Here is a 13,381-nt window from a genome sequence, read left to right as displayed (position 1 = left end):
CCACATCCAACACTACGCAATCAGCCGCGTCGCGCGGCCCTGATGTCCCGCACGGAAACTGTCGATCTCCTCGTTGACCGCCGCGACGAACTGGCTGCGGAAACGCTCGGCCGAGAAGAAGCCGGCGCGCTGGCGGCAATCGAGACGCGAGATCGACTTCTCCTTGGCCGCGAACGCACGCACGCAAGACGCGATCGCCTCGGGCTCGGGCGACTCGAAGAACATGCCCGTCGGGCGCGGCCCCGTGGTGAGGATCGACTCGCGCGCACCGCCGCGGCCGAGCGCCAGCACCGGTGCGCCTTCGGACTGCGCCTCGACCGGAATGATGCCGAAATCCTCCTCCGCCGCGAACACGAAGGCGCGGGCGGTGGTCATGAGGTCGCGCAACTGCTTGTCGGGCACGAAGCCGGCAAACTTCACGTTCGGCCCCGCGATCGCCTTGAGCCGCGCGGCTTCCGGACCGTCACCGGCCACGACCAGCTCGAGGTCCGGCATGGTGTTGAAGGCGCGCACGATCGGCTCGATGCGCTTGTAGGGCACCAGCCGGCTCGCGGCGAGGAAGTGGTTGCCGACCGGGAGGATCGCCGCGCGCTGCGCGATCGTCACCGGCGGGTAGATCACCTTGGCGTCGCGGCCGTAGATCTTCTTGATGCGGCGGGCGACGAACTGCGAATTGGTGAAGATGGCGTCGGGGCCGTGCGCGGTGCGGGCGTCCCAGATTCGCATCTTGTGCAGCAAAGCGCGGGCGATCAGGCCCTTGACGCCGGTGGCGTAGCCGCTCTCCTGCAGATACTGGTGCTGCAGATCCCAGGCATAGCGCATCGGCGAATGCACATAGGCGATGTGCAGCTGCTCCGGCCCGGTCAGAACGCCCTTGGCCACCGCGCAGCTCGAGGAGATCACCAGGTCGTAGCTCGACAGGTCGAGCTGCTCGATCGCGAGCGGCATCAGCGGCAGATAGGAGCGGTGATACTTCCGCAACAGCGGCATCTTCTGCAGGAAGCTGGTGTGCGACGTCTCGAATCCCAGCTTGGCGCGGTCCTCGGGACGCAGCAGGTCGAACAGCGTGAAGACGTCGGCGCCGGGATAGCAGCGCAGGATCTCCTGAAGGACCTTCTCGGCGCCGCCGAGAACGTAAAGCCAATCGTGGACGATCGCGACGCGCATCGCACTCTCCCAATTCCCGGGGTATTTAATAAAACCCTTAAGGGAGACGTTCACGCGCACAAACCCAATCCTAAACTTCTAGTTAATCGCCCTTCTCCTCCGACCCGTCGAATCCGCTGCTAACAAGTAAGGATCAGTTAAGGATCGGCAAGACGCATCGCGTCTCAGATCGTGACAGGCGTGTGCCGGACCAGAACGCGCAACAAGACTTTGGTCCGCTTCGGCACACTCGGGCACCCTAGGCGGTCTTGCTTAACAGGCCCTTGCCGATTGCAACGCCTGCGCGCGCCGTGATCGGTGGAGCCAAACCGCGACGACGCGCCGCGGCCCGTTCGTTAACCTCTGCCGCCGCACACGAACGTGATCGCGATCAGCCGGCGATGGCGAGCTGCGCGACCGCGTAGCCGTGGCGGATGGCGCGGTTCAGCACGGGATCGACCAGCTCGAAATCGAAGCGGTCGGCCGGGCGGATGCCGCCCTTGGCGGCAAAGGTGCCGCCGAACATCGCGGTGCCCTCGGGCAGGCCGGCCTCACCATAACGGCGCGCGATCAGGTCGAAGGGCGCCAGCATGCCGCTCAGCGCGCCCTCCTGATACAGCACGCGCTCGCCGTCGATGGTCGCGAACGCGCGCAGCAGCAGCCGGTCCCAATGCGCGGCGACGTCGTCGACCAGCCACAGCTCCGGCGCGACCGGCTTGTCGCACATCTGCTTGGACACGGTGATGTTGTAGGTCTCGACCTTCCGGTCGGTATGATCGGAGCCGACGCCGACCAGCAGCCGACCGCCCGCCTGCACCAGCACGAACTCGACCTCTCCGGAGGAGTCGCCGCCGCTGACCTCGATGCTGTCCGACGTCGTCAGCCGGCTGGCCGCGACCTCGTAATAGATCGGCGTCGTCGCGGGCCTGGGAATGCCGAGCTCTTCCAGCTCGGCGATGTGCTTGTCGCGGGCGACCGGATCGCGCCCGGTCCAGCCGGCGATGTCGAGGCGGCTCAGCGTGATCCGCTGCCGCGTCGCCGCACCATCCGCGTGAACCAGGACATCGATCGTTGCACCGCTCATCGTCTCATCGCCTCTTGCTGACCAGCCCGCCGCTTAGCCGTCCGGCCGCACGCTGGCAAGCCGCCCGGCCGTTCACTCCTGCTCGGCCTTCTCCGCCTCGTGATCCTCCTTCAGGTGCCGCTTGCGGATCTGGTGGGTGGTGAACCAGATCAGCGCGATCGCGGCCGGCACGAAGGCGGCGGTGGCCAGCGTCGGCTCGACTGGCAGGCCGGTGTCGTGCGCGCCCTTGGCGAGATAGCCGAACAGGCTGACGACGTAGTAGCCGATCGCGGCCACCGACAGGCCCTCGACCGTGCTCTGCAGGCGCAATTGCAGCTTGGTGCGCTCGTTCATCGAGCGCAGGAGATCGCGGTTCTGCTGCTCCAGCTCGACATTGACGCGGGTGCGCAGCAGGTCCGCGGCGCGCGCCAGCTTGAGCGACAGGTTGGACTGCCGGCCCTCCAGCGCGTTGCAGGTGCGCATCGCCGGCGCGGTGCGCCGCGCCAGGAACGACGACCAGCTCGAATACGGCGCGACCGGCTCGCCCTCGATCACCGCCAGGCGGGCCTGCACCAGGTCGTAATAGGCGCGGCTGGCGCCGAACCGGAACAGGCTGCCGGTGGCGCCGCGCTCCAGCAGCGCTTCGAGCTCGGTCAGCTCGCGCAGCAGGTGGTTGTTGAGCTTGAACGACTGCGCGCCCTGCATCTCCGCGAGCACCTCGACCAGCCGCCGCTCGATGCGGTCGACGTCCGGCGCCAGCGCTAGCGCCGCCGGCAGGCCGAGCAGCGCCAGGGTGCGGTAGGTCTCGAGCTCCAGCACGCGCTGCACCAACGCGCCAAGCCGCTCCGGCGTCGGGCCGTCGGCGCAGACCAGGATGCGGGTGAAGCCGTCATCGTCGAGACGAAAATCGGAGGCGACCGCGCCGGCGCTGCCCTTGATCGTCACGATGGCGAGGCTGCTCTTGTCGAAGATCTCCTCGGCGCGCGCCACCGGATCGGCCGCGTTCTCGACCTCCAGCTTGACCGCGACCAAGAGCTCGCCGGCCTGCGGCAGCGCCGCGATCAGCGCCTGCAGCTCGGGCGCGATGGCCCCGAAGCGGCGCCGGCCTGAGTCCGCGGGCGGGCTCCAGATCCAGGTCAGCGTGGCGAATTCCGAATGCTGCTCGAAGCGCAGCCTGACCGGGCCGAGATCGACCTGGTGATGCTTGACGCCCGGCTCCGGCGCCGGCGCGCCATGCTGCGCGCAGAACGCGGCAAGGCTGGCGCGGTCGACCACCAGACTGTCGCCTCTCGCCATGAAGGCGAAGCGGATCACCAGCACCGGCTGCGTCAGCGGCGTGAACGGCCGCGCATGCACCTCGTTCAGCACGCTCTCGCGCAGGGCATGCGGCGTGAAGGCGGACTTGTCGAGCGACGTCATCGGGAGAGTCCGCTGTTGAGAGCGACACCTGACGCAGACGATCGCGCTGCGCCTGAATTGATCACCCCCGTCATGCCGTCCATCCTCCTGACTTCCGCTGTCGCCCCGCCGCCAACGCGGCAGCCGCGTGCGTGCGACACCAGTGTAGCGCAATTCGATGACGACGCCACGGCCGCGGCCATGCTGTGCGTGTTGGCGGCTCTCTCGGCGCCACAGCAAGTCGAGCGTGATGCCCGCAGACACACCAACATCTCCCGCGGAGCGATCGCACCCGGGATCATCATCACCAAGACCCTCTTCAAATGCCGAGGGCGCAGGGAAGGCCGGACCTCGACTGAGGCCCGTGGCCCCCGTGCGGAAAAATTGCACGGGGCAGGAACCACAGGTTCAGCCGGACAGACCCGACCCTCCCTGCGCGATGGGTTTAACGGCTGCTCCGAGCTCTCCCCGGGGACCGGGCTTGTTTGCCCCCGTCACCTCGTGACACGTCATGTCATCGAGGCTTAGCGCCAGCGTCGGGGCGCCAGGACCACACGGCTTGACCGTCCGCGAGCTGCCAATCGTCCAGCGCAAAAGCACCTGACAGGCCAGCGGCCACCGCTCCCCGCCTCAACGTATCGTGACGACGCGTACGCCCCTCTGCATGAGGACGGGATGCGGAGAGTAGAGCATGATTTCGGGAAAATAGCAAGGAAAAATTTGATGCTGCAGATCGGCCAAGCCAGTTGGCATAGCACGTCGCGGGACCAATCGCCCCGGCCTAAAAACGCGATTTCATTTCAGCCAAACGTTGCGCGACCATCTCGCCCGCCGAAACGCCTCCAACGATGACTTCTGGTGACGGATTCACAAAGAATACTACAGACATCGTTTGCTCGGCCGCGCCGAGCACTCGGTGCTTCGCAGCTTTGATCCTTCCCATAGTTTTACTCTCCAGCATCTCGCCAGCGAGAATAACAGCCGCCCCTTCAATATTTTCGATTATGACGCCCGGGCTATTCGCCTGCTCAACGACTAGCTTACGTCCCTTGATGGCCGGAATTACCGTGAACAAGTCTATATCGGTATGGGTCTCAGCAAAGTTTTCCAAGTCCGCCATTGGAAGATATCGAATCACCCTAAGCAAGAGACTACTTGAATTTGCGACCATCGCCCTGAGCGAGACTTCGTCGTTAGAGTGAACATCAAGACGCTCAGCCACCTGCAGCGCCAACGCACTGCATGCGTCGAAGAGAACATCGGCGACAGCCCGAAGCTGCGGAGGACAGTTCCCACCACGGAAGTAATGGAAAAACTCTTTCGGATCAGAAACGCTAGCGGAGACAGCACGCTCAGAACGAAACGGATGGTAGCCAGAAAGCTCACCCGGAGGCACGCCGTAATCGAATTTGGCGGACGATTCGAAAAAGGCATTCCAATCACGGAAGAATCCACAGAAATCAAAAGTAGGAAAATCTACAAAGGCGAAAGAACGACTTTCCAGCTCCTCTCCAAATCGAACACCTACATGATTCATCTCGACCCACTCTTGGCTATGAGCAAAGCGCAGAGACTATCTCGCAAGCGATATCGCCGGGCTCCCTCAAAACCTCACCCACGACTGGCTCCACCACCATCCAAGCAGAAACTATACTTTCTCTGACAAGAACAGAATAGGATTCGTAGATTTTGCGCTGAAGTTCATCATCGGCCTCGTGAAGATCGAAAACCGACTCTGTATAGCTACGCGTCGATTTCATGGATACGAGGCGCTTCGCCTGAGCTACCGGCATACGAAGAAGAATTGACAAATTGGGCGCCGGAACCCCGAATTGCTCCAATTCCAAGCGCTCAATCCAGCGCATGCAAGCAAGAGCATCTGAAGCCACTACTTTCGAGCCCTGATAGGCAACATTGGACCCAACATATCGATCCATGATTACGAAGTCGTTCTCTTCTTGAGACCTGTGGATCCACTCCAAAGACTCAAAACGATCAATGGCATAGTACACTGCCAGCGTTCTTGGCGACATTGCGAGCGTTAGGCGCTGCGCGAGATAGTCACCGATGACGTTTGCTCCGACCGTCTCACCATATCTCGGAAAAGAAATTACAGCCGCCTTCAGACCACGACCGCGCAGCTGATCAGCCACCGCGAACGAAGTAGTTCTTTTTCCAGCTCCATCTCCCCCCTCGATTGCAACTATCTTCCCCAACATTAGACAAACCTCGGACGGATTAGATAAGCCCCAGAACGTGACGTACATTTGTGGACAAAAAGATGAACTGGGATACCGAAAATTGGCCCTCCGCAGCATAGTCAGACAAGCGACGTTCTCGGATGTCCTGAGGAAGATACAAGATTGAATCTACATGATCTCTTGCCAATTGGATAGCAACAAGGACTCCCGCTAGCGAACGGGTCACCGGAGCCGCATCGATCCGATCTCCAAAAACCTTTGCGCAGATGCCAGCATCTGGATAAGCCAAGTCGTGATCGTCGGCAAAATCAACCAATTTCGCGAGAACTACATCCGAATTGAAGGCCAGCTCCACCTCGCCCGCAGCTGCACGGACATCGATAGACGAAGGTACTCTGTTGAGCAAGACAGCTAGATCAACCGCAAGCAATTGCAATTTATCTCCAACAGAATTCTCACTCACGACCTGGGTAGCCACGGCTTCACGGGGCGCCTCGCTTTGCCAAACTCGATCGATCTTCTCAGATAAACTTGACACATTACACCCCAGACATGACCAGTTGCCGAACTTCCCGCTCAAAGACTACTGCCCGCTCAAGTCGACCGTGAGGCAACTCAATAAACGGCACTCTCGCGTCATTCAACAGCTCAAAAATGATCTGGTCCAATTCAGAGCGGTATTCCCTATCCAAGACCCTCAATCCGTCCGGCTCAACCTGGACACCCGAATCAACTCTGGTAAGAAAAATCAGATCGTACGTACCAATCCAACTGAGCGCGAACGCTCGAAAGTCGCGATGTACACTATCCCGCTCACCTCGGAACATCCAAAGATAGTGCGATAGAATATCCGGAACTCCCCTATCGCAAATGACAAGATCAGTCCCACGCCAGCAAGCCTCCGACTCCTCCTGAATCTGCCTTCCGAGCAGCCAAATAAACGAATCAAATTTTTGATCCTTGTTAAGCGGCATCGGACATTGTCGGGCAACGTCTTCAATTGAGCGGGCGGATCCGAGCGACAACACCAAACTACTCACGTCCGAAATCAGAGTAGTTTTTCCAGTCGAGAAAGCACCACAAATCAGCAGCTTCATGGATCATGTCTTCACGATGGAATGGAGATTGACGCCTTTGGACGCCAAAAGGTCCTTAGCGTTCTTAAGCACCGGCTCGAATACGACTAAACAGTCGCTAGACACGTAGCCAAACCTTCTCAAGTCATCCACAGCTCTGAGAACCTTGTTTCCTCCGGTGGTACTATCATCAACGATCAAAGCCACCGCTCCGGCGCCTGGGACAGACCGTGCATCAAAACGCGACTGAAAAATCTCTTTCTCAGTTTTGAACTTCGTCTCGGTACAATGCAAGACTAATGGCTTGTTGAACAATTTTGAGAACTCATACGCCAGGATCGGAGATCCCCCCTTAGGACATACGACGAAATCAAACACCGGAGACTTTACCGATTTTGGATCAACCAGAACACCCTTCCAGTAGCTTGCCATTAGGCGAGCGAAGATAGCTGCAGACTGAGGCTCGGTCGACGCTCCCATTAGATCTATATATTTGTCCGAAGGCACAACATTGATTGATCCAACCATGATTTTTCTGCGAATAGTAATTTTGTCCAGCGCCCCTCTGGCTTGCATAACCACCTCGCTTGACGGAAAATACTCCGGAATTTCAGAAGCAATATTCACCCGGCGATGCTTATCTACATCGACGCCTAACTCCTTCAAGACATCCAAAGTTGGCTGAAGCTTGTTGCGTGTCAGAATGCGCGATATTTTGCGTGGGAGAAAGCCAACGTAGTCGAGAATCGAGATAACACTTGATACAGACAGAATGGCCGCAATAACTAGAATCTTCGGATCTGAGAAAACGATATTCAAGCTGGCCTCCAAGGCTTTGGATCTTCTTAGAAGAGCACCTACAGCGGATCTCTATCGACTGTTCCTCAGTATAGCGCCTCGCGCCGACTATCGCACCGAAAAATGCGGTGACGCTTTGGCTGATCTCAACCTGAGGATGCCACCAAAGGTCAGGCTATTTCCTTACAACTTTCAGTGCAGTCGCCTGTTCGACTGATTACGCTCGGGAAGACCAATCCTCCTCCCTTCCCGAAGGCCTCGAGAAAGAGATTCGGCCATTGGAGGCGGACCATAGACAGCGGCGCTGTGGGAGTTCATCGCAACGCCATTTGACACAGCCGCGCAGTTGTCATGTCCACGGTGATGGACCATAACGGCCTCGTCTTTGCTCATCCTCAAGAGCGGCTCTCCTCAGTTCCCTCCCTAGCCTCACAGGACTCCCATGACCACCCTCTCCTCCATCGTCGCGCGCGGTGTCGCGCTGGTTGGCAATGCGGCGCTGCAGTGGCGCAAGCTGCAGGGGGAGACGCCGCAGCCGGCGTGGGGGTCGCAGCCGCAGATACCCCTGGCGAAGCCACAGGGCCTGCTGCCGACCTTGAAGATGCCGACGGCGCGCGGCTGGCGCGACGGCGAGAAGCCGGTGGCGGCGGTTGGGCTGAAGGTCAATGCGTTCGCGACCGGGCTGGATCACCCGAGATGGATCCATGTGATGCCGGACAAATCGGTGCTGATCGCGGAAGCGACGCAGGTGCCGAGCCCGGTGCGCAACATGTTCGGCTACGCGATGCAGGCGACGATGCGCCGCGCCGCCGCGCTCGGCGTCAGCGCCAACCGCATCACGCGGCTGGTCGATGCCGACGGCGACGGCACGGCCGAACGCCGTAACGCCTTCATGGAGAATCTCAGCCAGCCGTTCGGCATGGCGCTGGTCGGCGGCACCTTCTATGTCGGCAACACCGACGGCATCACAGCCTTTCCCTATAGCGCGGGCGCCGAGCGCATCACCGCGCAGGGCCAGCGGCTGACGAATTTCAAGCCGGGCGGGCACTGGACGCGCAGCCTGCTGGTCAGCCCCGAGGGCACGAAGATCTATGCCGGCGTCGGCTCGCTCACCAACATCGCCGAGCTGGGGTTCGAGGTCGAGGAGGGACGTGCCTGCATCTATGAGCTGGACATCGCGAGCGGCGCGAGCCGCATCTTCGCGGCCGGCCTGCGCAACGCGGTGGGGCTGGCGTTCGAGCCGTCGACGAAGGTGCTGTGGACCGTCGTCAACGAGCGCGACGGGCTCGGCGACGAGACGCCGCCGGACTACCTGACCTCGGTGCGCGAGGGCGGCTTCTATGGCTGGCCCTATTGCTACTGGGGCAGGACGGTCGACGACCGCGTGCCGCAGGATCCGAAGCTGGTCGCGACCGCGCTGACGCCGGACTATGCGCTCGGCGGCCACACTGCCTCGCTCGGCCTGTGCTGGCTGCCGGCGGGCACGCTCCCGGGTTTTCCGGATGGCATGGTGATCGGCCAGCACGGCTCGTGGAACCGCAGCAAGCTGTCCGGCTACAAGGTCGTGTTCATCCCGTTCGAGAACGGCAAGCCGTCGGGACCTGCGCGCGACATCCTGTCCGGCTTCCTGGCGCCGGACGAGAGCTTCTCCTATGGCCGCCCGGTCGGCGTCGTCATCGGTCCGGACGGATCGCTGCTGGTGGCGGACGATGTCGGCAACTGCATCTGGCGCGTGACCGGGGCGTAGCGGAACCGGGCCGGCCTCGAGCCGTTGTCGCCGGGACAACGGACAGTCCCGAGGAGAGCGCCATGGCCGACAACGTCAATCCGAACCAGAAGCAGCCCGGCGAGAAGCAGGAAGGGCAGTATCACTACAATCCCGGCAACCAGTCCGGGAAGACCATCGACGTGGGCAAGCCGGAAGACCAGCAGGTCAACAACAAGGACCGCATCGAGCAGCGCAAGGAGCCGCAGTCGCGGTGAAATCCTCGGACTTCACCTCTCGCCATGCCCGGGCTTGACGCTGAGAGAGTGCAGCCCTACCTCTCCAACAGGAACGCCAGCGCCGCGTCGCAGGGCGCTTCGACCTTCAGCGACAAGAGATCATCCGCGCGGGTGCGGCCGAGATTGACGGCGGCGATGGGGATGTTGCGATCGGCGGCGGCGCGAACGAAGCGGAAGCCGGAATAGACCATCAGCGAGGTGCCGACGACGAGCATGGCGTCGGCCTGCTCGACATGCTCGCGCGCGGTGGCGACGACCTCGCGCGGGACTGTTTCGCCGAAGAACACGACGTCGGGCTTGAGCATGCCGCCGCAGGCCCGGCACGCGGGCACCGTGAACGTGGCGAAATCGACGCCGTCGAGATCGGCATCGCCGTCGGGCGCATCGGCGGCGTCGTGCGCCAGCCAGTGCGGATTGGCGCGGGCCAGTTCGTCCTGAAAGTCCGCCCGCGACAGCATGGCGCCGCATCCCATGCAACAGACGCGGTCGAGCCGGCCGTGCAGGTCGATGACATTGCTGGTTCCGGCGGCCTGGTGCAGCCGGTCGACATTCTGGGTCACCAGCAGCGCGCAGCGGCCCTGCGCCTCCAGCCGCGCCAGCGCATGATGCGCGCCGTTCGGCTGGGCGCGGCCGAAGCGGCGCCAGCCGACCATGCTGCGCGCCCAATAGCGGCGGCGCGTGTCGTCGCTGCCGACGAAGGCCTGGTAGGTCACCGGCGGCGTGCGCTTCCATTGCCCGTCGCTGTCGCGGTAATCGGGAATGCCGGAATTGGTGCTGCAGCCGGCGCCGGTCAGCACGACGATGCGGCGGTGGCTGTCGAGGAAGGATTTCAGCGCGGCGGGATCGACCATGATCCCGCAGATGTAGGTGGCCGTGGCGGACCGCGCCAGAGTGCCGCAACGCAGCGCTCTCGGTCTGAACCATTGCTCGTTGCCGGCCTTATCCCGTGGGAGGACCAGCCATGACACCACGCAACGGGCATGATCGCGGACTCTGGCCGCTCGACGAGCCGGCCGACGACGCTGACATCGACGACGAGCGCGACCTCGCTACCGGCGAGGGCGGCACGATCGAGGTGCCGCTGACCGACGACGACATCGCCAACGACGATTGACGCCGCTCAGGCGGGCGGTGGCACCGTCGCCAGCCAGTGCCGGGCGATGTCGGCCCGCGGCGCGATCCACGCCGCGCCGCTGCCGGAGATGTGCGCGAGGATGCGGTCGAGCGCGCCGATCCGGCCGGGGCGGCCGATCATGCGCAGATGCAGCCCGATCGACAGCATCTTCGGCGCGCTCGTGCCCTCGCGCACCAGCCAGTCGAAGGCATCGATCACGTAGTCGGCGAAATCGCCGCCGCGGAAGCGCGAGCCGTTGAAGAACTGCATGTCGTTGCTGTCGAAGGCGTAGGGCAGCACCAGATGCGGGCGGCCGCAGACATCGACATAATACGGCAGGTCGTCGTTGTAGGCATCGCTGTCGTAGAGGAAGCCGCCCTGCTCGACCAGCAGCCGCCGCGTGTTCGGCGAGCTCGCCGAGCGCGTATGCCAGCCGAGCGGCCGCTGGCCGGTGACCCGCTGGATCGTCTCCACCGTGCGCGCGATCACGCGGCGCTCCTCGGTCTCGCCCATGCCGGCGTGGCTCTGCCAGCGCCAGCCATGCGCCGAGACCTCATGCCCGCGCGCCACGGCATCGCGGGCGAGCTGCGGCGAGCGCTCCACCGCGCGGCCGCAGGCGCTGACGGTGACCTTGACGCCGTGCGCGTCGAACAGATCCATCAGGCGCCACCAGGCCGCGCGCGTGCCGTATTCGAAATGGCTGTCGATGCAGGGGTCGGGGCCGTCGAGCCGGTGCACGACCTCGTAGATCGCCTCGTTGCTCGTATCGCCGTCGCACACCGAGAATTCAGAGCCCTCCTCGAAATTCACGACCAGCGACACCGCGACGCGGGCGTCGTGGGGCCAACGCGGATGCGGCGGCCTGCCGGCATAGCCGGTGAGATCGCGGCGGAAGGCGGGCTGTGAGGTCATCGTGTCAATCCGCGGTTCCGGCCATGCGGTGCAGGCCGACCAGGCGATCGCTGATCAGCAGCAGCACGAGCGTGCCGGCGAGAATGAGGGTGGAGAGCGCAGCCAAGGTCGGATCGGGCGCCTCCTCGATATATTGCAGCATGCGGATCGGCAGGGTTTTCGAACGCACGTCGGTGAGAAAGATCGAGACCGGATAGTTGTCGAACGAGGCGAGCAGGCTGAACAGCCCTGCAATCAGGAACGACGGCGCCAAAGCCGGCACCATCACCCTGATCACGCTGCCGGCATAGGTGCAGCCGAGCGTGCGCGCCGCCTCGATCAGGGTGAAGTCGAACCGCGACAAGCCGGCAATCATGGTGCGCGCCACGTAGGGCAGCGTCACCACGAGATGGGCCACCAGCAGCGCGCTCCAGGTCGCGGTGAAGCCGACCATGCGGAAATATTGCAGCAGCGCGATGCCGAGCACGAGGCCGGGCATCATCAGCGGCGACACCAGCAGCGTTCCGAGCGCGGTCGCACCCGGCAGTTTTCCACGAGCGATCGCGATGGCGGCGAGCGTGCCGGCGACCATCGAGAGCGCGGTCGACAGCACGGCGATCTGCAGCGACAGGACCAGCGACGGCCAGAAGCCGTCGAGCCGCCCGATGCGGCCATACCAGCGCAGCGACGCGCCCGACAGCGGCAGATCGAACACCGGTGTCGGCGAGAACGAGGCGGCGGCGATCACGACCAGCGGCAGCAGCAGGAACAGTGCGAGGCCGATCGCGAGCACCCAGCAGATGATGATGGCGAGGCGCGACATCATTTCGGCTCCCGGGACAGCATCGCACTGAGCGCGACGACGATGATTGCGATCGCCAACAGCACGACGCCGGCGGCCGCGCCGAAGCCGGGCTCGCGCGCCAGCAGATAGGCCTTGGCGATGGTGGTGGCGAGGGTCGGATATTTCTCGCCGATGAGCAGCGTCGGCACCACATAGGCCGACACCGACAGCGAGAACACCAGCGCCACGCCGGCGATGATGCCCGGCAGGGTCAGCGGCAGGATGACGCGAAAGAACACGACCAGCGGCGAGGCGCCGAGCGTGGCCGCGGCTTCAGCGTAGCGGCCGTCGAGCTGCGCCACGACGGCGTAGATCGGCAGCACCATGAACGGCAGGAAGATGTTGACGGCACCGACGATCAGCGCGGTCTGGGTGAAGATCATGCGGATCGGATCCTCGATGATCCCCATTGCGATCAGCACCGTGTTGATGAGGCCGTCGCTGCGCAACAGGATGGTCCAGGCGAAGGCCTTGACGATGACCGAGGCGGCGAGCGGCAGGAACAGCGTGGCCAGCAGGATCGAGCGCAGCGGCCCACGTGCGCGGGCCAGCGCGAAGGCCGCGGGATAGGAGATGAGAAATGCGATCAGCGTCGTCAGCAGGCCGAGCCGCAGCGAATTCCAGATGATTCCGAGATAATAGGGCGTACCGAGCAGCCTCGTGTAGTTCGCCGGCGTGATGCCGCCGTTGGCGTCGAGCACGCTGACGCCAAGCAGCAGCGCCAGCGGCAGCACGAACACCAGTGCCGTTATCAGCAGCGATGGCGCGACGAAGCCGAACGCCGCGAGCCGCTCGCGATCCGGCGCGGTCTTGACGATGGGCGCGGTCAGCACGGCGTCGGTCATG

Annotated in this window: 15 protein-coding genes; 3 read left to right on the top strand and 12 right to left on the bottom strand. The window is 63.1% G+C overall.

What is annotated here, in order from left to right; all coding sequences use genetic code 11:
- Positions 1–12: 12 nt before the first annotated feature.
- From ACQR10_RS03640 to ACQR10_RS03605, 8 genes are all read right to left on the bottom strand, one after another.
- Positions 13–1,167, bottom strand: coding sequence for a glycosyltransferase (locus ACQR10_RS03640; protein WP_315800651.1), 1,155 nt, complete (start codon positions 1,165–1,167; stop codon positions 13–15).
- Between the two features lie 370 nt (positions 1,168–1,537).
- Entirely contained in the window at positions 1,538–2,230 is a 693-nt protein-coding gene (locus ACQR10_RS03635) for a DUF2848 domain-containing protein (protein WP_316215553.1), read from the bottom strand.
- A gap of 72 nt (positions 2,231–2,302) precedes the next feature.
- Positions 2,303–3,628 (bottom strand): DUF3422 domain-containing protein, encoded by a 1,326-nt coding sequence (locus ACQR10_RS03630; protein ID WP_316215552.1) that lies wholly within the window; start codon positions 3,626–3,628, stop codon positions 2,303–2,305.
- Positions 3,629–4,388: 760 nt separating this feature from the next.
- Complete coding sequence (locus ACQR10_RS03625; protein WP_316215551.1) at positions 4,389–5,144, bottom strand: hypothetical protein; 756 nt, start codon at positions 5,142–5,144, stop codon at positions 4,389–4,391.
- A gap of 16 nt (positions 5,145–5,160) precedes the next feature.
- Positions 5,161–5,826: a hypothetical protein gene (locus ACQR10_RS03620; RefSeq protein WP_316215550.1), complete on the bottom strand. Its 666-nt coding sequence runs from the start codon at positions 5,824–5,826 to the stop codon at positions 5,161–5,163.
- A 19-nt stretch (positions 5,827–5,845) separates the two neighbouring features.
- A complete protein-coding gene (locus tag ACQR10_RS03615; RefSeq protein WP_316215549.1) occupies positions 5,846–6,286 on the bottom strand; it encodes a hypothetical protein in 441 nt (146 codons plus the stop codon).
- A gap of 61 nt (positions 6,287–6,347) precedes the next feature.
- Positions 6,348–6,905, bottom strand: a complete 558-nt coding sequence (locus ACQR10_RS03610; RefSeq protein WP_316215548.1) for an ATP/GTP-binding protein — start codon at positions 6,903–6,905, stop codon at positions 6,348–6,350.
- Between the two features lie 3 nt (positions 6,906–6,908).
- Positions 6,909–7,703 (bottom strand): phosphoribosyltransferase, encoded by a 795-nt coding sequence (locus ACQR10_RS03605; protein ID WP_316215547.1) that lies wholly within the window; start codon positions 7,701–7,703, stop codon positions 6,909–6,911.
- A gap of 421 nt (positions 7,704–8,124) precedes the next feature.
- On the opposite strand from ACQR10_RS03605, the gene ACQR10_RS03600 reads away from it, so the two are divergent.
- The gene (locus ACQR10_RS03600; RefSeq protein WP_316215546.1) at positions 8,125–9,429 is read left to right on the top strand and encodes a PQQ-dependent sugar dehydrogenase; all 1,305 of its coding nucleotides are present in this window, start codon (positions 8,125–8,127) and stop codon (positions 9,427–9,429) included.
- A gap of 62 nt (positions 9,430–9,491) precedes the next feature.
- Entirely contained in the window at positions 9,492–9,665 is a 174-nt protein-coding gene (locus ACQR10_RS03595; protein ID WP_316215545.1) for a hypothetical protein, read from the top strand.
- 56 nt (positions 9,666–9,721) lie between these two features.
- Here the strand turns inward: ACQR10_RS03595 and ACQR10_RS03590 are convergent, their stop codons facing one another.
- On the bottom strand, positions 9,722–10,537 hold the full coding sequence (locus tag ACQR10_RS03590) for an NAD-dependent protein deacetylase (protein WP_316215544.1): 816 nt from the start codon (positions 10,535–10,537) through the stop codon (positions 9,722–9,724).
- 110 nt (positions 10,538–10,647) lie between these two features.
- Between ACQR10_RS03590 and ACQR10_RS03585 the strand changes: the two genes are divergently transcribed.
- Positions 10,648–10,800, top strand: coding sequence for a hypothetical protein (locus tag ACQR10_RS03585; protein WP_316215543.1), 153 nt, complete (start codon positions 10,648–10,650; stop codon positions 10,798–10,800).
- A 6-nt stretch (positions 10,801–10,806) separates the two neighbouring features.
- Here the strand turns inward: ACQR10_RS03585 and ACQR10_RS03580 are convergent, their stop codons facing one another.
- The 3 genes from ACQR10_RS03580 to ACQR10_RS03570 are packed head-to-tail and all read right to left on the bottom strand — an operon-like array spanning position 10,807 to position 13,380.
- Entirely contained in the window at positions 10,807–11,712 is a 906-nt protein-coding gene (locus tag ACQR10_RS03580) for a polysaccharide deacetylase family protein (RefSeq protein WP_316215542.1), read from the bottom strand.
- 4 nt (positions 11,713–11,716) lie between these two features.
- A complete protein-coding gene (locus ACQR10_RS03575) occupies positions 11,717–12,517 on the bottom strand; it encodes an ABC transporter permease (protein ID WP_316215541.1) in 801 nt (266 codons plus the stop codon).
- Entirely contained in the window at positions 12,514–13,380 is an 867-nt protein-coding gene (locus tag ACQR10_RS03570; protein WP_316180379.1) for an ABC transporter permease, read from the bottom strand. The genes ACQR10_RS03575 and ACQR10_RS03570 overlap by 4 nt, the downstream gene beginning before the upstream one ends.
- Position 13,381: the final 1 nt, after the last annotated feature.

Source organism: Bradyrhizobium sp. HKCCYLRH2060 (genome assembly GCF_051168135.1).
In the GTDB taxonomy this organism is placed as follows: Bacteria; Pseudomonadota; Alphaproteobacteria; order Rhizobiales; family Xanthobacteraceae; genus Bradyrhizobium.
This window is presented reverse-complemented; position numbering and strand designations above follow the sequence as displayed.